Source organism: Mesorhizobium sp. KACC 23794 (assembly GCF_052180275.1).
Taxonomy (GTDB): domain Bacteria; phylum Pseudomonadota; class Alphaproteobacteria; order Rhizobiales; family Rhizobiaceae; genus Kumtagia.
Genome location: NZ_CP197465.1, coordinates 2,812,090 through 2,832,855, shown reverse-complemented (window position 1 = coordinate 2,832,855; position 20,766 = coordinate 2,812,090). Strand labels below are relative to the sequence as shown.

Sequence of the window (20,766 nt, the reverse complement as noted above, 5' to 3'; positions counted from 1 at the left end):
ATTACCAACCGCACGCCGCGACAAAAACCTCGCGTTCCGCTCAGTTTGCTCCGCGACCATTTCCTGTAAGGGGATGGTAAGCCGGCCCCGGTCACGTCAGCCAGTCGGCCGGTATATCCAACGCACGTACAAGCGCGGCTATGGTCTCGGCCGATCCGGATTTCCGGCGATGCTCAAGATCGGAAAGATATCCCTGCGCAATGCCGGCATCAGCCGCCAGCTTGATTTGCGCAATCCCGCGCCATTTGCGCAAAGCCTGCAATCTGCTGTGTCCGCGCAAAAGCATGGCGCCTACTTCGGGCGACAGGGTCGGATTTGGATTGCCGGCCAGTTCGGCCTTGCGGGCGTCGTAAATGGCCATGTCGGCCGCATCTTCGTCGGCGTCCGCCGCAGCTGTGACTATCTGGACGTCAGGCATCGGGCGTTTCCTTCACCGTTTCCGGCATGCCCTGATTTCACGCCTCCCGATATTAATGGCAAGTGCATTGAAACTGCGGGGCTGCAACGTCGCCACTGTCCAAGTCTCCCGGCTGACGATGGAGCGGACGTTATCGGCAATTGCCGCACTCCGTCCAGCACCCCTCATCCGACCTCGCTTCGCGAGGCCACCTTCTCCCACAAGGGGAGAAGGTGGAGCGCTGCCGCCACGCTTCTGCCAATCGTCAGCCTTGGAGATTTCCGAAGGCGTCTGCGCGAAACTCCACCTTCTCCCCTTGTGGGAGAAGGTGGCCTCGCGAAGCGAGGTCGGATGAGGGGTGCTGGACGGAGTGCGACGGCGGCAACTGCAATTGCACTGCGATTCCAAAAGATTCTCCCCGCATCCCGAAGAGGCCGATGACCGATGTCGGCTCTCCAGAATCTACCGAGCGCAAAGCTCATCCGCCGCGCCGCCATCGCCGCCGCGTCCCTGGCCACCCTCGCCGTCCTCTCCACCGCCGCCCTCTTCTCCCTCGACCGCGCCTTCCCGCCGCCGCTGCCGGAAAAGATCGCCGCCTCGCAGGAGGTGGTCGACCGCGACGGCGCCCTGCTGCGCGCCTACGCCACATCAGACGGTTTTTGGCGGTTCCAGACGTCGCTCGACGATGTCGACCCCGAATTCGTGAAGATGCTGGTCGCCTACGAGGACAAGCGCTTCTGGGATCATTCCGGCGTCGACCCGCTCGCCCTGATGCGCGCCGCCGGCCAGCTTGCCGGCAACGGCCGCATCGTCTCCGGCGGCTCGACGTTGTCCATGCAGCTTGCCCGCCTGATCGAGCCGCGCGAAAACCGCAGCATCGCCTCGAAGCTCACCCAGATTTTCCGCGCCTGGCAGATCGAGCGCCGCATCTCCAAGCGTGACATCCTCGAACGCTACCTGACGCTGGCGCCCTATGGCGGCAATCTCGAAGGCGTGCGCGCCGCCTCGCTTGCCTGGTTCGGCAAGGAGCCGAAACGCCTCACCGTCTCGGAAGCCGCCCTCTTGGTCGCGCTGCCGCAACTGCCGGAGCGCCGCCGGCCGGACCGCTTTCGCGACAATGCCCAGACGGCGCGCGACAGGGTGCTGGCACGCATGGTCGAAGCCGGCCTGCTCGCCGAGCGCGAGGCGGCGCGCGCAGCGATCGACGAAGTGTCGGCTGCTCGTTTCCCGCTGCCTTCGCTCGCCGCCCACCTCGCAGACGATGCGCTGCGTGCAAACTCAGTCGCCTATGGAACAACCCCCACCCCTGACCCCGCCCCACAAGGGGGAGGGGAACCGGACAGCGCTGCCACTGGATACCGGTCGTCGACGATCTCACTCGACACAGCCGCGGCAAAGTCCCCCTCCCCCTTGTGGGGAGGGGCTAGGGGTGGGGGTACGGGGCCAGACAAGACCCGCCACCAGCTCACCATCCAGAAATCCGTGCAGACCGGGCTTGAAGCCGTCGCCCGCGAAGCCGCGCAAAAACTTGGCGAGCGCGTCTCCGTCGCCATGGTCATGGCCGATGCCCGCACCGGCGAGATTTTGGGCGCCGTCGGATCGGCCGATTATTTCGACCCTCGCCGCTACGGCTGGATCGACATGACCCGCGCCAGCCGCTCGCCCGGCTCGACCCTGAAACCCTTCATCTACGGGCTGGCTTTCGAGGAAGGCCTCGTCGCCCAGGAGACGCTGATCGAGGACCGGCCCGCCGATTTCGCCGGCTACCGGCCGCGCAATTTCGACATGAGCTACCAGGGCGACGTCAACGTCCGCCAGGCGCTGCAACTGTCGCTCAACGTGCCGGCGGTGCGGCTGCTCGACGCCGTCGGCCCTGCCCGGCTCACCGCGCGCTTCCGCAGGGCCGGCGTCTCGCCGAGCCTGCCGCCGGGGGAAACGCCCGGCCTGGCGATCGGCCTCGGCGGTGTCGGCGTCACCTTGCGCGACCTCGTCCAGCTCTACACCGGCCTCGCCAATGGCGGCCGCGCCACCAGGCTGCGCGACGGCACGGAGAAGAATTTCGAGCCCCTGGCCGACGCCACCCTGCTCGAAGGTCCCGCCGCCTGGCAGGTCACCGACATCCTGTCCGACGTGCGTGCGCCGGAAGGCGCCAGCCCGCGCGCTATCGCCTACAAGACCGGCACCTCCTACGGCTACCGCGACGCCTGGTCGGTGGGCTATGACGGCCGCTATGTGCTCGGCGTCTGGGTCGGCCGCGCCGATTCCGGTTCGGTGCCCGGCCTCGCCGGCTACGTCTCCGCCGCCCCGATCCTGTTCGAGGGGTTTGCGAAATCCGGCCTTCCCGCCGTCCAGCAGCAGCGCCCGCCGGCCGGCGCCTTCCATGCCGCCCCGCAGGACCTGCCGGTCACGTTGCGGCGCTTCGAGTCGGCGCAGGGCGCGCTGCCCACCGACGCCGCCGCCGCAACCGTTGTCGAGCCCGCGCCGCAGATCGTCTTTCCGCCGGACGGCGCGCGGGTCGAACTCACCGCGACGGCAGGCGCCAGCCCGCTCGTGCTGAAACTGCAAGGCGGGCGCGCACCGTTCCGCTGGCTCGCCAACGGCAAGCCGCTGAGCGAAGTCGTCCGCCGCCGTACTGCCACCTGGCAGCCCGACGGCGCCGGCTATTCGACACTCACCGTCATCGACGCCGCCGGCCGTGCTGCAAGCGTGAAGGTGTTTGTTGAGTAGGCGCAGGATCGGCGAGGTTCTGCTTCTCTGCGCGGCAACGCTCTTCGCGTCACCGGCCCTGTCAGCGGAACTGCCGCCCGGTTTCGCCTATCTCCGCGACATCGGCCCGACGATCCGCCAGGACATCCGCTACGCCGGCAGCGCCAATTTCCTAGGACGCCCGGCAAAAGGCTACGACGCGGCGGAATGCATTCTTACCACCGAGGCCGCGAAGGCGCTGTCGGCTGTCCAAGCCACGGTAACGAAACAGGGGCTGACCCTGGTCGTCTTCGATTGTTACCGGCCGGCAGGCGCAGTGGCCGATTTCGTCGGGTGGGCGAAAGCGGGCGGCCCCGAAGACCCGCAATGGCATCCCCGCGTCCGGCGCGACGAACTCGTCGCAAAAGGCTATATCGGCGCGCAGTCTTCCCACACCCGCGGTTCGACCGTAGACCTCGCGCTCGCCTCGGTCGCCAGGCCGAGCCGGCTGGAAAACTCATGCGGCCTCCGCGAGGCCGACACGCTGGATTTCGGCAGCGGTTTCGATTGCTTCGACGAGGTCAGCGAAACCCGGCATGCAGACATCCCTGCCGAAGCCGCCGCCAACCGCCACCTGCTTGTCCAGGCAATGCGCGGCCACGGCTTCCGCAACTATTCGAAGGAGTGGTGGCATTTCACCCTGGAGAAGGAGCCGTTTGCAAAGACGCGCTTCGATTTTCCGATCTCGCCGCGCTGACGGTCCGGCGAGTCAAGTCCGAGACGGCGCGAAGCAATGCCAAAGGCCAGTTCATGAACGGACTCGACCCCAAAAAAGGCGCCTCCGTGAAGTCCGTCGCACCGAATTTCCGATGCCAAGCCAGCAAGCCCCTGGTTCGGCTCGATATTCCGGACTTCACGGGCGTCGAGAAAAAACTTCGCCGACGATGATTTCGCCCGCGCTCGCACCGGTCTGCATTCCGGCCGTCGAGCGCGCAACGCCTTGAAACCATAGAAAAAAACCTCGCAGGGCGAGTCTCGAAGAATAGGTGGGATTACCCTTCCTCGAACCCCGTCAGCACGCCCACCGCATTGACGCCGATCTCCTCGACCGCATAGCCGCCTTCCATGACGAAAAGCGTCGGCAGGCCGAGTTTTGCGATGCGATGCCCGATCTTCGGATAGTCCTCGGTCTTCAACTTGAACTGGCTGATCGGGTCCTTCTCGAACGTATCGACACCGAGCGAAACAACAACGATATCAGGGTGATAGGCTGCCAGCCTGGCGCAAGCGTCCTCCAGGGAAGCGCTCCATTCGGCCCAGGCGGTGCCGAACGGCATCGGGTAATTGACGTTGAACCCCTCGCCCTCGCCCATGCCACGCTCGTCGGCATGGCCGAGGAAGAACGGATACTCGGTCATCGGATCCCCGTGCAAATTCAGCACCAGCACGTCCTTGCGGGCATAAAAGATCTCCTGCGTGCCGTTGCCGTGATGATAGTCGACATCGAGAATCGCAATCCTTTCAGCGCCTTGGTCGCGGTACCACTGCGCGGCGACGGCAGCGTTGTTGATGAAACAATACCCGCCCATGAACGCCGCGCCGGCATGGTGCCCGGGTGGCCGGCAGAGCGCGAAGGCCGCCCGCTCGCCGCCCTTCACCAGCCCGGCGGCGGTCAGCGCCACATCGCAGGAAGACTTGATCGCGTCCCATGTGCCCTTCACGAAAGGCGCGCCGGCATCGAAGGAATAGTAGCCGAGAAGCGCATCGATGGTCTTCGGCCTGACGTCGCCGCGCAGGCCGCGCGTCGGCCATGTGTAAGGCAAAGCGGATCCCGACCGGCCGGATTTTTCCCATTCCGGCCAAACGGTTGGCAGGAAATCGATATAATCCGCTTTATGCACCCGCTTCGCCGCAGCGAGGTCGTGTGTGTCCGGCGGCAGGATCGGCCCGAGCTTTTCCGATTCGACCCTGGCGCGGATATATTCCGCCCGCGACGGCATTTCGAAACCCGGCACGATCGCTCCCGCGACCAGTTCGACCTGGCCGGAATGACCGGCATGCAGCGGCGAAAAAATCGTCTTCATGAACCCCTCGTCTGATGATGCCGGCAACCTACCCGCACCTGCCCACCGCCGACAAGCACTGCCTTGCTCGGCGCATCATCTGTACTTGTCTGGCTTTCAAAGCCCCGAAGGTGGTACATCGGGCCGTCCAACCGGAAACCTTCCATGACCCGTAACGCCGAGCTGATCATCGTCAATGGCCGCATCAGGACCATGGATGAGGACCAGCCGCAGGCCGAAGCGCTGGCCGTGGCCGGCGGCGAAATCGTCGCCGTCGGCGACCGCGCGGCAGTCGAAGACCTGCGCGGGCCAGGCACCCGGATCATCGACGCCGGCATGAATTCAGTGGTTCCGGGTTTCATCGAAGGCCACATGCACCTGTTCTCCGGCGCGGCGGAACTCGCGCATCTGCAGCTTTTCGGCGTGCATGGTGCTATCGCCTTGCATGCCGCGATCCAGGATTACGCGCGCTCCCGTCCCGACGCACCGATGCTGCTCGGCCAGGGCGTCGAATATACGGTGCTGGGCGACCGGCCGGTGACCCGCCACGACCTCGACCGCATCATTTCCGACCGGCCCTTCGCCATGGCCGCGCCCGACCACCATACAGTATGGGCCAACACCAAGGCGCTGGAACTCGGCGGCGTCCTGCATGGCAAGAAACTTCGCCCCGGCAACGAGATCGTCATGGGTCCAGATGGCCTTGCGACAGGCGAGCTGCGCGAGAACGAGGCGTTCAATCCGGTCATCGCGCTGGCCGGCGAGGAGCGCGCGCGGCTGGGCCTCTCCACCGGTGGCGAGCCCGATCCGGTTCCCTCGCAGAAAGAGCGCGAGACCGACCGCGACACCATGCAGCGCGGGCTCGACTGGTGCGCGCGCCACGGCATCACGTCGATCCACAACATGGACGGTAATCTTTACCAACTCGAACTGCTGTCCGAGATCGAGGATCTGGGAGGACTGCACTGCCGGGTACAAATACCGTTCCACTTCAAGAACTTCATGAAACTGGAGATGTTGGAGAAAGCCAGCCTTATGGCCGAACGCTACCGCTCCGAATGGATTTCCTCCGGGCTGGTAAAAGTGTTCTACGATGGCGTCATCGAATCCTGGACCGGCGTTCTGGTCGAACCCTATGCCGACCGGCCGGACTGGCGCGGCGAGCCCTTGTTCACGCCCGAGCGCTTCGCCGAGATCGCCACCGAAGCGGATAGACGAGGCCTGCAGATCGCCGTGCATTCGATCGGGGATGGCGCGGTGCGCGCGGTGCTCGACGGTTATGAGCAGGCGCGCCGTGCCAACGGCGTCCGCGACAGCCGCCACCGCGTCGAGCATATCGAGCTGATTTCGTCAGCCGACATCCCGCGTTTTGCCCAACTCGGCGCTATCGCCTCAATGCAGCCGACGCATGCTCCGGCTGCCAAGGGCGTCCCGCTGGAGCCGACCGTCTCGCGCATCGGCCGGGCGCGCTGGCCCTATGCTTTCGCCGTCCGCAGCCTGATGGAGGCTGGCGCGCCGCTGGTCTTCGCCTCCGACTGGCCGGTGGCGCCGATCGACCCGATCCTCGGCATGCAGGCGGCAATGCTGCGCAAACCATGGGCGGAAGGCGATCCGGATCAGAGTCTTACATTAGACGAAGCACTCTCCGCCTATACGACCGGCGGCGCCTATGCGGAGTTCATGGAGCACCGGAAGGGTAAGCTAAAGACCGGTTATCTCGCGGACATCGTGGTGCTGTCAGATGATCTTGACGCCTGTGCGCCAGAGGAACTGACGAATATCCGTCCTGTGACGACCATCTGCGGAGGTCGCGTCACGTTTCGGGACTGACCGTGACGTCCAATCCGGGCTGCGCGACCAAATGGTTTCTGAATCCGCATTCAAGTCGGTTGCCAAGTGCGCCGGCATGTGTTGACAATCCAGCCGAGAGGGTAACACGGCGCGGCGAAAAGTCGGCCAACGAGAGTGGGGCGCTGCGTGCCGGATCGGCCGGATAAGAACGCGATCGAGATTCGCAACGTCAGCAAGATCTTCGGTAGCGGAGACGCGCAGTTCGCGGCCCTCGACCGCGTCTCGGTGAACATCCGAGAGAATGAATTCTTCACGCTGCTTGGTCCGTCCGGTTGCGGCAAGACCACGCTGCTGCGCCTGATCGCCGGTTTCGACTTCCCCACCGAGGGCGAAATCCTGCTTTACGGCGACGACATCGCGCCGCTGCCGCCATTCAAGCGCCCTGTGAACACGGTATTCCAGAGCTACGCGCTTTTCCCGCATATGACGGTCGCTGAGAATATCGGCTTCGGACTGGAGATGCTCGGCAAGCCGAAGGCCGAGGTCGAGGCGCGGGTCGGGCAGATGCTCAAGCTGGTTCGCATGGAGCAGCTTGCCGGCCGCCGCACCAGCCAGATCTCCGGCGGCCAGCAGCAGCGCGTCGCTCTCGCCCGCGCGCTGGCGCCGCAGCCGAAAGTGCTGCTGCTCGACGAGCCACTGTCGGCGCTTGACTACAAGCTGCGCAAGGAAATGCAGATCGAACTGAAGACGCTCCAGCACGAGACCGGCATCACCTTCATCTTCGTCACCCACGACCAGGAGGAAGCGCTGACCATGTCCGACCGCATCGCGGTGATGTCGGCGGGAAAAATCCTGCAGGTCGGCTCGCCGCGCGACATATACGACCGGCCGGCCGAGCGATTCGTCGCCGACTTCATCGGCGAGAGCAATTTTCTGCCGGCAACCATCGTCTCCACCGCCGGCAATCTGGCGACCGTGCGGCTAGCCTCCGGCGCCGAGATCCCCGCATCGCTGCCGGACGGTTTCGCGCCAAAAGGCAGCGTCTCGATCGTCATCCGCCCGGAACACGCGCAACTCGCCAAGCCGGACGGCGCGCCGCTGGCCGGAACGATCGAGAACGTCGTCTATCTCGGCACCGACACGCATTTCCATCTCAGGCTGGATTCCGGCGAGCCCTTCATTGTGCGGCGGCAGAATGCGCGCGGCCATTCCGACCGGTTCGTGGCGGGCAGCCATGTCGGCCTGCTCATCCCGGCCGATTCCGCCCAGATCCTGAAGGACTAGGCGATGGCCGACGCAGCCGAACGCCTTCAGGACAGCGAGAAACAGGATGTGCGCAACCGCTGGCTGCTGTCGGCCCCTGCCCTGCTGATCATTTTCCTCGCGGCCATCGGCCCGCTGCTGATCGTGCTGGTCTATTCGTTCCTGGCGCCCGGCCCGTATGGCGACGTCAAATGGCAGTTCTCGACCGACGCATGGACGTCGGTGCTCTTCGAACGCGACATCTTCGACGACACGCTGTCGCTGGCCGATGCGCATCTGTCGATTTTCTGGCGGTCGGTGAAACTCGCATTGGCGACCACGGTGCTGACCTTTGTCGTCGGTTTCCCGACCGCCTATTTCATCGCCACGCGGCCTGAAAACAAACGCGACCTATGGCTGTTCCTCATCACCATTCCGTTCTGGACCAACCTTCTGATCCGCACTTTCGCGATCCTGGAGATCATCCGCAACGAGGGCGTGGTCAACAAGTTGCTGCTCGGCGCCGGGCTGGTCGAACGGCCGGTGCAGATGCTGTTCACCGATTTCGCCATCATGGTCGGCATGGTCTACGTGTACCTGCCGCTCATGGTCCTGCCGCTCTATGCGAGCATGGAAAAGCTCGACTTCCGCCTCGTCGAGGCCGGCTACGATCTCTATGCGACACGCTTCAAGGTGCTGCGCCGCATCATCTTCCCGCTGGTGAAGCCGGGCGCGGTCGCCGGTTCGATCCTGGTCTTCATTCCCTCGCTCGGCGCCTATGTGACGCCGAGCATTCTGGGCGGCGGCAAGAACCTGATGCTGGGCAACCTGATCGAGCTGCAATTCGGCCAGGGCCGCAACTGGCCGCTCGGAGCCGCGCTGTCGATCACCCTGATGATCATCGTCATGGTCGCGCTGCTCGCCTATGTCCGCAACGCCGGTTCGGAGGGCGGCCGGCATGGCTAGGCGGTTCTCCATCCAGCGCCAGACCGGCTTCACGACGATCGCCATGATCTGTTTCGCCGCCCTCTACGCGCCGATCCTCGTCTTGGTGTTCTATGCCTTCAACGCGGGAACCTCGATCGCCGACTGGGACGGGTTTTCGTTCCGCTGGTTCGTCGCCGCATGGAACAACGACCAGGTGATCGAGGTGTCGATCCGCTCCCTGCAGATCGCCTCGGCGGCGGCGATCTTCGCGACCATCGCCGCCACGATGGCGGCTCTCGCGACCACCAGGACGGCGCCCTATCGCGGCCTGACCTTCAAATACGCTTTCATCAACCAGCCGCTGATGGTGCCCGAGATCGTAACCGCCGTCGCGCTGCTGATCTTCTTCTCCCGGGTCAAGACGTTCACCGGCTATTCGGGCCTGGGCTACCTGATCCTGGCGCACACCGCCTTCTGCATCCCCTTCGCCTACCTGCCGATCCGGGCGCGGCTGGAAAGTATGGACCTGACGCTGGAGCGCGCCGCCGCCGACCTCTACGCCACGCCCTGGCAGACCTTTCGCCGCGTAACGCTGCCGCTGCTGTGGCCAGGCATACTGGCCGGGCTGATGCTGGCCTTTGTGATCTCGCTGGACGACGTGGTTATTACCAACTTCGTGAAATCAGGCGGACAGGATACCTTGCCGACCTACATGCTCGGCCAGTTGCGGCGCGCCGTCACGCCGGAAATGAATGCGATCTCGACCGTCTTTCTGCTTCTCTCGGTCGCCATCGTCACCCTGTTCTTTTTCATGAGCAGGAAAAGAAGCTGATGCCTAGAAACAATGGGAGCCTACCGATGAAACGGACACTCGCAGCGCTCGCTTTCGGGCTGCTGGCCTCGACGGGGCTGGCGCAGGCCGACGGCGAACTGAACATCTACAACTGGGGCAACTACACCAGCCCCGACATGATCAAGAAGTTCGAGGAGCAGAACAAGGTCAAGGTGACCATCACCGACTACGATTCCAACGACACCGCGCTGGCCAAGATCCGCCAGGGCGGGCACGGCTTCGACATCGTCGTGCCGTCGCAGAACTACGTGCCGATCTGGATTCAGGAAGGCCTGCTGCTGGAATCGCGGCCTGACGAGATGCCCAACTTCAAGAACGTCGCCGAAGACTGGAAGAACCCCGAGTTCGATCCCGGCCGCCACTACACCGTGCCGTGGGCGATGGGCACCGTCGGCGTCGTGGTCAACACCGACGTCTACAAGGGGCCGATCGACACCTGGGGCATCATCTTCGACACGCCGGCCGAGCTCAAGGGCAAGGTCAACGTCGTTCCTGAGATGACCGACGTCATCGACGCCGCCGTTCTCTACAATGGCGGCACGAAATGCACCGGCGACAAGGAGATCCTGAAGAAGGTTCGCGACACGCTGGTCAAGGCCAAGCCCGACTGGGTGGCGATGGAATATGGCACCATCGAGAAGATGGGAGCAGGCGATTTCGCTGCGTCGAGCGACTGGAATGGCTCCGCGCTCCGCCAGCGCCTCAAGAACCCGGCCATTCATTACGGCTATCCGAAGGAAGGCTTCGTCAACTGGAGCGACAACATCGCCGTCCTGAAGGACGCGAAGAATGTCGATAACGCCAAGCTGTTCCTCAACTTCATGATGGATCCCGAGAATGCCGGCATGAATTCCGGCTTCCACCGTTATGCCAACGGCATCGCCGGCTCCGACAAATTCATGCCGGACGACATGAAGGGCGCGCCCGAGGTCGAGATACCGGAGGACGTGAAGGCGCGCGGCGTGCCGTCGCAGACCTGCGCACCCGAGGTGCAGGAACTGTACACGAAGATCTGGACCGAACTTCAGAAGTGATCTTTTGGGAGGCCGGCGTTTTCCACCGGCCTCCCCTCACCCATCATGCAAAAGACAGCATTCTCAGGACGCTACGGCTTCGCCCGGCAGGACGTGACCCTCGGCAACTGGCGCACCCGACCCTATTCGGCGTGGTCGTTCCAGAACGTTGCCGAACTGGTGCCGTCCGCCGAAATCTCCACCAGCGCCACGATCGAGGACGAGACGCTGGAAAGCCTCGATCCGCTGCTCGGCGAAACGTTCGACGCGGGTATTGGAAACGAGACTGTGCTGACATTCCTGCGCCGCTCGAACACCGACCAGCTGGTGGTGATGAAGGCGGGCGGTTTCGTTGGCGAATACAGCGCGCCGGCGGCCGATCCATCGGCGCCGCATCTGGTGTTTTCGATCAGCAAGTCGCTGACCGCCATCCTCGCCGGTGTGCTTCAAGACGAGCGCCTGCTCGACCCGGCCGAGCCGGTCACACGCTATTTGCCCGAGGCGAAAGGCACCGCTTATGACGGCGCCACCGTCCAGCAGGTGCTGGACATGCGCGTCAGCCTCGATTTCGTCGAAGCCTATCTTGACCCCGAAAGCGATTTCGCCCGCTACCGCCGCGCCATGCTGTGGAACCCGGTGCGCCTAGGCGACAAGCCGGAAAGCCTGCGCGAGGTGATCCTGTCCTTGCCGAAAGGCGATGGGCCGCATGGTGGGCCGTTCCGCTATTATTCGCCGCTTTCGGACCTCCTCGGCATCATCGTCGAGCGCGCGTCGGGCCTGCGCTACACCGACCTTTTGCGCGAAAAGCTCTGGATCCCGCTGATGGCGCGCGGACGATGCAACGTGACGGTCGACGGCGAAGGCACGGCACGGGCTGCGGGCGGCGTGTCGATGACGGCGCGCGACCTGGCCCGCGTCGGCGAGATGATGCGCAACGGCGGCATGGCCGGCAGCCGCGCCATTGTCTCCGAGCGCTGGGTGCACGACACGCTTTCGGCCGGCCATACCGCTGCCTGGAAGGCGGGGGACTTCGCGCATCTGCTGGAAAACGGCAGCTACCGCAACAAATGGTATCAGTCGGGTTTTCCGAACGGCGCCTTCATGGCTATCGGCATCCACGGCCAGTGGCTGTACGTGGACCCGGAGCGCGAGGTGACGATCGTACGCCTGTCGTCGCAACACGTGCCGGTCGACGACCCGCTCGACCAGCAGGCGCTGCGCTTTTACCAGGCGATCGCCGCGATGCTCTGAGCCGCTAAGTGTGCACCGTCCTCGCGCGCAACACCTTCTCGGACGGCAGGAAGATCGTCAGCAGGCCGAGAAGCGGCATGAACGAACAGATCCAATAGACATATTCGATGCCCTTGACGTCGGCGACCACGCCGAGCACCGCCGCCGCGATGCCGCCCATGCCGAAGGCAAAACCGAAGAAGATGCCGGCGACCATACCGACGCGGCCGGGCAGCAGTTCCTGCGCGAACACCACGATCGCCGGGAACGCGGAGGCCAGGATCAGCCCGATGATGCCGGACAGCACGATCGTCCAGGTCAGGTCGACATAAGGCAGAGCCAGCGTGAATGGCAGCACGCCGAGGATCGAGAACCAGATCACGAACTTCGCGCCAAACCGGTCCCCGATCGGCCCGCCCAGCACCGTGCCCAGCGCCGTGGCGCCGAGGAAGACGAACAGCAGGTACTGCGACATCTGCACATCCACGCCGAACCGTTCGATCACGTAGAAAGTGTAATAGCTGGAGATGCTTGCGGTGTAGATGTTCTTGCTGAAGGTCAGCAGCGTCAAAACCACCAGCGCCAGTATGATCGTGCGCCGAGGCAGGTTCACCGACATCGGCGCCTTGGGGCGCTTGGCCGTGGCGCGCAAATGGCTGCCGTACCAGTTGCCGACGCGCCACAGGATGATCATGCCGAGCATGGCGGCAACCGAAAAATAGCCGACGCTGCCCTGCCCCATCGGCACGACGATGAAGGCGGCGAGCAGCGGACCGAGCGCCTGGCCGAAATTGCCGCCCACCTGAAACAGAGACTGCGCCAGGCCGAAGCGCCCGCCGGAGGCCAGCCGCGCCACGCGCGAGGATTCGGGATGGAAGATCGACGAACCGATGCCGATGAAGCAGGCGCCGACCACCAGCATCCAGTAGGTGTGCGCGGTGGCGAGCAGGAAAAGCCCGATCATCGACGAACCCATGCCCGCCGTCAGCGAATAGGGCAGCGGCCGTTTGTCGGTATAGATGCCAACCAGCGGCTGCAGCAGCGAGGCCGTGACCTGGAAGGCGAGCGTCAGCAAACCGATCTGCCAGAAGGACAGGCCGAAATCGCTTTTCAGCATCGGGTAGATCGCCGCCAGCAACGACTGCATGATGTCGTTGAGCATGTGGCAGAACGAAACCGCCAGAATGATCGCAAAAACCGTATTGCTCTGGGCCGAAATCTTTGCGGCCGGCGCGGTAGCGTCCGTCATGTCATAGTCCTTGCCGGAGGAACCGGTCACGGGTCGCGGCGCGAATAATGCGCGCGCAGGTGCTTGGGAGCAACGCAGCCCTTAGTCCCAAACGCCCACCAGCGATTGTGTCAGTTGGACCAGCCGGTTGGGTCAGATGAGGGGACGCCCGGTCAGATCCCCGATCCGAAAAGCTCTTCCGCGTCTTCGCCCTGCCAGGGCTCGGGCATGCCGGAGGAGACTGCCGAATCACCGGCGGTGTTGGCCTTCGGCAGCGGCATCCAGCATTTCAGCTCGGGGTCGGCATAGCCGATGATGTTGCCGGGATGCGAATCTGCGGCACGCCAGCCCTCGATGCCGAACTGGTCGGCCCTCGCCCAATAGACGACATCGACCTCCGCGCCGCCCTGCTCCGAGGAACGCACGGTCACCAGAATCCGGCTGCCGTCCATCGGCGCGCTCTTCATGTGCCGCCAGCCAGTGGGTTCGTCCATGCCGTGCCTCCTGCTTTGTCGCCGCAGCATAGTTGGGCATGCCGCCCGGGAGCAATGATTCTCGATCGATATTGGGAAGCGGCTCGCCCGCGGCTCATACACGGCCACTTGGCGGCTGGATAAATCAACATGCACTGTTATATAACTTGATATACAAATTTGAGGAAGACATGATGGTCGAAGACATCGTCCGCAGTTTCGGCTTCCTGACGCTTGGAACCCGGATGAAACGCATCGGCGAGCGGCTGCAGGCCGACACGCAGCGCATCATCGACGAGGCCGGCCTGCCGATCCAGACGGCGCAATATCCCTATCTGGCAGCCATCGATCTGCAGGGACCGCTGACCATCGGCGAATTGACCATGGCTGTCGGCATCAGCCAGCCGGGTGTGACCCGCACCGTGTCGCAGCTTTCCGCGCAAGGTTTTCTGCAGGTGCGCCCGTCGCCTGACGACCAGCGGCGGCGCGTCGTCGGGCTGACGCCCGCCGGAGAGGAGATCGTGCTGCGATCAAAAGCGTACATCTGGCCGCGCATCGAGGCGGCGGTGAAGGATCTTTGCGAGGACATGTCGGGGCCGCTGCTCGCCCAGTTGGCGGCGATCGAGCAAGGCCTTGCGGACGCGCCGCTCGACCGCCGCGCCGCGAAAACCGAGGAGCAAGTACTGTGAGCGTTCATAGTCTCGACCGGCCCGTCTGGGGGGCCCTGACCTCCGGACAATCGCATCTTTCTGAAGGCGGCGCGCTCGCTCGCCGCTACCGGCCCGGCATCATTCCCTTCGCCGCAACCGGAAGCGACGATCCCGACAGCCTGGACGCCCTTTCGGCCCTGCTGCAGGACGACGAAACGCTGATGGTGGTGCAGGCGGACGCAATCAGGCTCCCACCGGCAACGACGGCCACGCTCACGTCGCGCGTCGTGCAGATGGTCGCGGAAAAACCGCTGCCTCATGCGGAACACGCCGGGATCGAAAGGTTAAGCGAGGCCGATGCGCAGGAGATGCTCGACCTCGCGGTACTCACCTAGCCAGGCCCCTTCTCGCTGCGCGCCGGCGAACTCGGCGAGTTCTGGGGCGTGAAGCATGGCGGACGACTGGTCGCCATGGCCGGCGAACGCATGAAACAGGACGGTTTTTCGGAACTGAGCGGCGTCTGCTCGCATCCGGACGTTCGCGGCCAGGGCCTTGGCCGGCTGCTCTCGGTGTTCGTCACATCACGCATCCAGGCGCGCGGCTACACGCCCTTCCTGCACGCCTGGGAGACCAACCACGCGGCGATCGGCCTCTACGAGTCGATCGGCTTCCGACTGCGCACGACACTGAACCTGGCGGTGATCAAACGGCAGGACTGAAAGCCATGTGTGGGCACACAGCCCACTCATGCATAGCTTGAAATCCTATTCCTCCGGCACTTCCCGCACCGCGCCCCTGTCGGCGCTGAGCGCGAAAGCGGCGTAGGCGCGCAGCGCGGTCGTCACCTTGCGCTTGCGTTTTTCCACCGGCTTCCAGCCCAAAACGTCCTGCTCCTTGCGGCGCGCCGCAAGCTCCTCGTCGGAGATACGCAGATTGACCGTGCGGTTGGGGATGTCGATCTCGATGATGTCGCCCTGGCGCACCAGCCCGATGGCGCCGCCTGTCGCCGCTTCAGGCGAAGCATGGCCGATGGACAGGCCTGACGTGCCGCCCGAAAAACGGCCGTCGGTCAGAAGCGCACACGCCTTGCCGAGCCCCTTCGATTTCAGGTAGCTCGTGGGATAGAGCATTTCCTGCATGCCCGGGCCGCCCTTCGGCCCCTCGTAGCGGATGACAACGACGTCGCCGGCGACGACCTCGTTGCCCAGAATGCCTTTTACCGCAGCGTCCTGGCTCTCGAAGACTTTTGCCGGACCGGTGAACTTCAGGATCGATTCATCGACGCCGGCAGTCTTCACCACGCAGCCATTGAGCGCGATGTTGCCCTTGAGCACGGCGAGCCCGCCATCCTTCGAGAACGGGTTTTCGGGCGAGCGGATGGCGCCCAACTTGCGGTCGAGATCGAGCTCGGCCCAGCGGTTCGACTGCGAAAAAGCCTGCGTCGTGCGCACGCCGCCGGGAGCCGCCATGAAGAACTGCCGCACGCTCTCGGAGTTGGTGCGGCTGATGTCCCACTGGTCCAGCGCGTCGCCGAGCGTGACGGCATGCACTGTCGGTTCGCTGCGGTTGATCAGGCCGGCGCGGTCGAGCTGGCCGAGGATCGCCATGATGCCGCCGGCGCGGTGGACGTCCTCCATATGGACGTCGTTCTTGGCCGGCGCGACCTTGCACAGGACGGGGACGCGCCGCGACAGCGCGTCGATGTCGTCCATGGTGAAGTTGATACAGCCCTCATGCGCGGCGGCGAGGATGTGCAGAACCGTGTTGGTCGAGCCACCCATGGCGATGTCCAGCGCCATGGCGTTCTCGAACGCTTTTTTGGTGGCGATGCTGCGCGGCAGGGCGGTCTCGTCGTCCTGCTCGTAATAACGGCGGGCGAGGTCGACGATGAGATGCCCGGCTTCCACGAACAGGCGCTTACGGTCGGAATGCGTGGCCAGCGTCGAGCCGTTGCCGGGCAGCGACAGGCCGAGCGCTTCGGTCAGGCAGTTCATCGAATTGGCGGTGAACATGCCGGAGCAGGAGCCGCAGGTCGGGCACGCTGCCTCCTCGATCGTCTGCACCTCCTCGTCGGAATAATGGTCGTCGGCAGCCATCACCATGGCGTCGACCAGATCGAGCGCCTGCAGCTTGCCCTTCACCATCGCCTTGCCGGCCTCCATCGGCCCGCCGGAGACGAACACCGCCGGGATGTTGAGGCGCATGGCGGCATTCAGCATGCCGGGCGTGATCTTGTCGCAATTGGAGATGCAGACCATGGCGTCGGCGCAGTGGCCGTTGACCATGTATTCGACGCTGTCGGCGATGATCTCGCGGCTGGGCAGCGAATAGAGCATGCCGTCATGGCCCATGGCGATGCCGTCGTCGACTGCGATGGTGTTGAATTCCTTGGCGACCCCCCCCGCCCGCTCGATCTCGCGCGCCACAAGCTGGCCAAGGTCCTTGAGATGGACGTGGCCCGGCACGAACTGGGTGAAGGAATTCACCACGGCGATGATCGGCTTGCCGAAATCGCCATCCTTCATGCCTGTGGCGCGCCACAGGCCGCGGGCGCCGGCCATGTTGCGGCCATGGGTGGTGGTGCGGGAGCGATAGGCTGGCATCGATATCCTCGACTTGATGCGGGCTCGCAGCCTGCGCTGCGACAACAGGGCTGTTTAAACCGTTTTCACCGGATCGGCAACGGAAAATGCGTACCGTAACGTACGGTACGATGAATTCCATCCCGATGACGCCAGGATTCGGTCCGCTGTCGGAAGTGGATGCAAAGGTCGCGCCTGTTGATTTGAGCACCCTGGCTCAAGCTCTATCGAGGTCGTGATCGGGACTGACACCGTCGGACAACCGGATCGCGCGCGGCGCTCTGCAATCCCGATTAGCTGGGGCCTGCCTTCAGCGGGCACCCTCGACCGATTTTGCATCCACCGGCACGACGTCGACGGACTGCTCCGCCTCCTGCCCGCCGGTGGTCTTCAGCACACCAACGATCGGTGCCACATCCGAATAGTCGCGGCCACAGCCGACTGTGATGTGGTCGTTGGAGGCGAGCATGTCGTTGGTCGGATCGAACTCGATCCAGCCGCATTCCAGTCCGCACCAGACTTTCACCCAGGCATGCATGGCATCGGCGCCTTCCAGCCGTTCCTTGCCCGGCGGCGGAATGGTGCGCAGAAAGCCGCTGACATAGCCGGCGGGAATGCCGAGGCCGCGCAGCCCGGCAATCATCACGTGCGAAAAATCCTGGCAGACGCCGCGCTTCAGCTTGAAGGCATCGCTGGCGTGCGTGGCGACGGTGGTCGCCTCGCCATCATAGGCGAAATCGCGATGGATGCGTCCGCAGAGGTCGCGGGCCAGCGCCCGGACCGACGGCTCACCCAGGCTGACCGCGGCATAGGCGGTGATGGCGGGATCGATGCCGGCATGATCGCTTGCCGCCAGAAAATGCTGCGGCGACTCCGGCGCCAGCGACAGCACGCCGGCGACTTCCTCCTTCAGCCTGGAAACCGTCGGCGAAACGTCGAGCCCGACCTGCGGGCGAGCCACCGCCACCCGCGCCGACATTTTCACATCTAGCGTCTCATGCGCGTCGCGGCAGACGATGGCCGTGACATTGGTGCCGAAGAAATCCGTGAAATCGGACCGCTCGGTGGGCGTCGGCGTGAACGAGAGCGATGCCGCCACCACCCGCTGGATGCCGGGAATAGTCGGCGGCAGCACCCGCACCTGATGTCGCCCGCCGCCCGCCCAGGCGTCGTAATCGTAGTGGAGCGTGAGGCGGATGTCGTATTGCATCAGCCGAAATATGCCTGCGAAATCTTCTCGTACAAGCCGCCAACGTCCCAGGCGATCTGCTCCAGCGCCTCGGGCGAGAGTTCGACGGCCTCCCGCGTGGCGAGCCCCGTATGCAGCCGCCACACCTCCTTCGCCGGCTCCGACAGGCCATGCCCGCCGGCATTGGGCAAATGGTCGATCTCGTCCTTCAGTCGCTCCAGTTGGAAAAGCACCGAACGCGGGTTCAGAGGGTCCAGGGCCAGCAGGTCGACCACCGTGCGCCGCCCCGATCGCACCGTGTATTGCCGCCGGTGGGTCATGACGCTGTCGCCGATTTCCAGCATCATGTCCAGCGCGCCGTCCGGCGCATCGTCCCGCGTCACCCGGCCGAGCATGCGGGAGATCTGCATCGCCCGTTCCAGCCGGCGGCCGATCTCCAGGAAGCGCCACCCGGTGAAGCGGTACATGTTCTCATGCAGCAGGCCCGAAAAGCCGGCGATCTTGCGCAGCAGAACCGTCATCGCCCGCGTCGCGTCGTCGCCCGGCTCCACCGTTCCGGCGAATTTGTGCAGCGTGCGCGACAGGTCGCGCAGCGCCAGCCAGCCGTCGGGCGAGAACCGGTCGCGGATCTGGCCAGCGCTGTAGATGGCGCTGTCGATCGTGCCGAGCAGGCCGGCTGGAATGGCAGCATCCATGTCGATGCCGAGCGGCTCGATAAAATCACGCACATCCTGAAGCAACGGCAGCGCCGGATCGTCGGTCTCGGCGAGCCGCACGTGATAGGCGCGCAGCACCCGCACCGTATCCTCCGCCCGCTCGACATAGCGGCCCAGCCAGGTGAGGTTTTCTGCGGCGCGGCTGGGCAGGCTGCCGGGCGTGCGGCGGCGGAAATCGTCGCCGGCGCCGGGCAGCAGCGTGTCGCGCGACACAGCGTCCTTCGCCACCACCCAGACATCTGCGGCGTGACCGCCGCGCTGCATGGCGATGGCCGCCGCGTCCTGTGTCTCGCCGACCCTGGCGAACCCGCCGGGCATGACGATCCAGCCCTGTGGCGTGCGCGCCAGATAGACCCTGAGCGCCGCCGGCCGCGGCTCCAGCCAGCCATTGACATGCACCGGCGTGGTCGACAGCGTCACCGCTTCCTGGCCGACGAATTTTTCCCCCTCCCCGCGCAAGCGGCGCAGCAGTGTCTCGCGCGCCTCCTTCGCCAGCGTGGAGCCAAGCACCGTGTTGGCCTCGTCCTCGAAGGCCAGCCGCGTCGACAGCGCCGGGCCCACCATCATGCGGTCGAGATTGGCGACGACGTGGTCGCGCTCCTTCTCCTGGCCGCACCACCAGGTGGCGATCGACGGCAGCGCCAGATCCTCGCCGCGCAGCGTCCGGCAGATGCGCGGCAGGAAGGCGAGCAGAGCCCGCGTCTCCAATATCCCGGAGCCGAGCGCGTTGACGACCGCAACTGAGCCCTGCCGCACCGCCTGCGCCAGGCCCGGCGTGCCGATGCGCGAAGCCGGGTTGAACTCCAGCGGATCGGCGAAGGCCGCGTCCAGCCGACGCCACAGCACGCTGATCGGCCGCAGGCCCGCCACGGTGCGCACCATCAGCCGGCCTTCCGCCACGGTCAGGTCCTCGCCCTCCAGCAGCATGATGCCGAGATAGCGCGCGATGTACGCATGCTCGTAGTAGGTCTCGTTGAGCGGCCCCGGCGTCATGATGGCGACGCGGCCCTCCGGGTCGCCCGCCCCGTCCACCAGCGCATCGCGAAAACGGCGGAAGAAACCCGCCAGCCGGTGCACATGCATCTCGCCGTAGATGTCGGACAGCGCACGCGTGGTGGCCACCCGGTTTTCCAGCGCGAAACCGGCGCCGGAGGGCGCCTGGGTGCGGTCACCAAGCACCCACCAGCCGCCATCCGGCCCGCGGCCGAGTTCGAAGGCGCAAAAATGCAGGAAATGGCCGCCCGCCGGCTTCACGCCGGCGAGCGGCCGCAGATATTCGGGGCTGGAGGCCACCAGGCCGGGCGGCAGCAGGCCCTGCGCCACCAGCCGGTTGTCGCCATAGATGTCGGCGACGATCTCCTCGAACAGGTCGGCGCGCTGGGTCAGTCCGGCGCTGATGACCGCCCATTCGGCCTCGTCGATCAGCAGCGGGATGTGCGACAGCGGCCACGTACGCTCGTTGGCCCCGACCTTGTCGTAGACGCGATAATAGACGCCGGCGTCGCGCAGGTACTGGTCGGCGCGGGCGAAGCGTTTTGACAGTTCGGCGGGGCCAAGGTCCTCCAGCGCAGCGATGAAGTCGCGCCAGACGGGACGCGGATTGCCGGAAGAATCCACCATCTCGTCCGGCACGCCGGGCAACGGCTGGTAACCATCGAGAAGGAGCCTTGGGCGCGGAGCCTTGGCGCGCTTGCGCTTTTCCTCAGTCATGGGAGTCGGTGCTGGAC

At 64.9% G+C, this 20,766-nt stretch carries 16 protein-coding genes and 1 pseudogene; 10 read left to right on the top strand and 7 right to left on the bottom strand.

Features of this window, described 5'->3' with window-relative positions; genetic code table 11:
- Positions 1–91: 91 nt before the first annotated feature.
- Positions 92–418 (bottom strand): helix-turn-helix domain-containing protein, encoded by a 327-nt coding sequence (locus ACSBOB_RS13950; RefSeq protein WP_442582985.1) that lies wholly within the window; start codon positions 416–418, stop codon positions 92–94.
- A 423-nt stretch (positions 419–841) separates the two neighbouring features.
- On the opposite strand from ACSBOB_RS13950, the gene ACSBOB_RS13945 reads away from it, so the two are divergent.
- Both ACSBOB_RS13945 and ACSBOB_RS13940 read left to right on the top strand, forming a co-directional pair.
- On the top strand, positions 842–3,124 hold the full coding sequence (locus tag ACSBOB_RS13945) for a penicillin-binding protein 1C (protein WP_442582984.1): 2,283 nt from the start codon (positions 842–844) through the stop codon (positions 3,122–3,124).
- Entirely contained in the window at positions 3,117–3,839 is a 723-nt protein-coding gene (locus tag ACSBOB_RS13940) for a M15 family metallopeptidase (RefSeq protein WP_442582983.1), read from the top strand. Before ACSBOB_RS13945 ends, ACSBOB_RS13940 begins: the two co-directional genes overlap by 8 nt.
- A gap of 295 nt (positions 3,840–4,134) precedes the next feature.
- Here the strand turns inward: ACSBOB_RS13940 and ACSBOB_RS13935 are convergent, their stop codons facing one another.
- The gene (locus ACSBOB_RS13935) at positions 4,135–5,166 is read right to left on the bottom strand and encodes a histone deacetylase family protein (RefSeq protein WP_442582982.1); all 1,032 of its coding nucleotides are present in this window, start codon (positions 5,164–5,166) and stop codon (positions 4,135–4,137) included.
- A gap of 144 nt (positions 5,167–5,310) precedes the next feature.
- Between ACSBOB_RS13935 and ACSBOB_RS13930 the strand changes: the two genes are divergently transcribed.
- The 6 genes from ACSBOB_RS13930 (at position 5,311) to ACSBOB_RS13905 (ending at position 12,222) form a co-directional block, all read left to right on the top strand.
- Positions 5,311–6,975 carry an amidohydrolase gene (locus ACSBOB_RS13930; RefSeq protein WP_442582981.1) on the top strand — a complete coding sequence of 555 codons (1,665 nt, stop codon included), beginning with the start codon at positions 5,311–5,313 and terminating at the stop codon, positions 6,973–6,975.
- Between the two features lie 147 nt (positions 6,976–7,122).
- Positions 7,123–8,220, top strand: a complete 1,098-nt coding sequence (locus ACSBOB_RS13925; protein WP_442582980.1) for an ABC transporter ATP-binding protein — start codon at positions 7,123–7,125, stop codon at positions 8,218–8,220.
- A gap of 3 nt (positions 8,221–8,223) precedes the next feature.
- Positions 8,224–9,144 carry an ABC transporter permease gene (locus tag ACSBOB_RS13920; protein ID WP_442582979.1) on the top strand — a complete coding sequence of 307 codons (921 nt, stop codon included), beginning with the start codon at positions 8,224–8,226 and terminating at the stop codon, positions 9,142–9,144.
- The gene (locus tag ACSBOB_RS13915; protein WP_442582978.1) at positions 9,137–9,937 is read left to right on the top strand and encodes an ABC transporter permease; all 801 of its coding nucleotides are present in this window, start codon (positions 9,137–9,139) and stop codon (positions 9,935–9,937) included. The genes ACSBOB_RS13920 and ACSBOB_RS13915 overlap by 8 nt, the downstream gene beginning before the upstream one ends.
- A gap of 26 nt (positions 9,938–9,963) precedes the next feature.
- Positions 9,964–10,992, top strand: a complete 1,029-nt coding sequence (locus tag ACSBOB_RS13910; RefSeq protein ID WP_442582977.1) for an ABC transporter substrate-binding protein — start codon at positions 9,964–9,966, stop codon at positions 10,990–10,992.
- Positions 10,993–11,037: 45 nt separating this feature from the next.
- The gene (locus ACSBOB_RS13905) at positions 11,038–12,222 is read left to right on the top strand and encodes a serine hydrolase domain-containing protein (RefSeq protein ID WP_442582976.1); all 1,185 of its coding nucleotides are present in this window, start codon (positions 11,038–11,040) and stop codon (positions 12,220–12,222) included.
- A 4-nt stretch (positions 12,223–12,226) separates the two neighbouring features.
- On the opposite strand, the gene ACSBOB_RS13900 is transcribed toward ACSBOB_RS13905, so the two are convergent.
- Together ACSBOB_RS13900 and ACSBOB_RS13895 are read right to left on the bottom strand one after the other, a co-directional pair.
- Positions 12,227–13,450: an MFS transporter gene (locus ACSBOB_RS13900; RefSeq protein WP_442582975.1), complete on the bottom strand. Its 1,224-nt coding sequence runs from the start codon at positions 13,448–13,450 to the stop codon at positions 12,227–12,229.
- Positions 13,451–13,602: 152 nt separating this feature from the next.
- Positions 13,603–13,923 carry a hypothetical protein gene (locus ACSBOB_RS13895; RefSeq protein WP_442582974.1) on the bottom strand — a complete coding sequence of 107 codons (321 nt, stop codon included), beginning with the start codon at positions 13,921–13,923 and terminating at the stop codon, positions 13,603–13,605.
- 173 nt (positions 13,924–14,096) lie between these two features.
- Here ACSBOB_RS13895 and ACSBOB_RS13890 point away from each other — a divergent pair, with 173 nt between their 5' ends.
- Positions 14,097–14,591 carry a MarR family winged helix-turn-helix transcriptional regulator gene (locus tag ACSBOB_RS13890; protein ID WP_442583728.1) on the top strand — a complete coding sequence of 165 codons (495 nt, stop codon included), beginning with the start codon at positions 14,097–14,099 and terminating at the stop codon, positions 14,589–14,591.
- Positions 14,588–15,271, top strand: a pseudogene (locus tag ACSBOB_RS13885) (GNAT family N-acetyltransferase). The gene ACSBOB_RS13890 and the pseudogene ACSBOB_RS13885 overlap by 4 nt, the downstream one beginning before the upstream one ends.
- A 45-nt stretch (positions 15,272–15,316) precedes the next feature.
- Here ACSBOB_RS13885 and ilvD read toward each other — a convergent pair.
- From ilvD to ACSBOB_RS13870, 3 genes are all read right to left on the bottom strand, one after another.
- Entirely contained in the window at positions 15,317–17,155 is a 1,839-nt protein-coding gene (gene ilvD / locus ACSBOB_RS13880; protein WP_442582973.1) for a dihydroxy-acid dehydratase, read from the bottom strand.
- 289 nt (positions 17,156–17,444) lie between these two features.
- A complete protein-coding gene (locus ACSBOB_RS13875; RefSeq protein ID WP_442582972.1) occupies positions 17,445–18,344 on the bottom strand; it encodes a transglutaminase family protein in 900 nt (299 codons plus the stop codon).
- Positions 18,344–20,749, bottom strand: coding sequence for a circularly permuted type 2 ATP-grasp protein (locus ACSBOB_RS13870; RefSeq protein ID WP_442582971.1), 2,406 nt, complete (start codon positions 20,747–20,749; stop codon positions 18,344–18,346). The genes ACSBOB_RS13875 and ACSBOB_RS13870 overlap by 1 nt, the downstream gene beginning before the upstream one ends.
- Between the last annotated feature and the right edge of the window lie 17 nt (positions 20,750–20,766).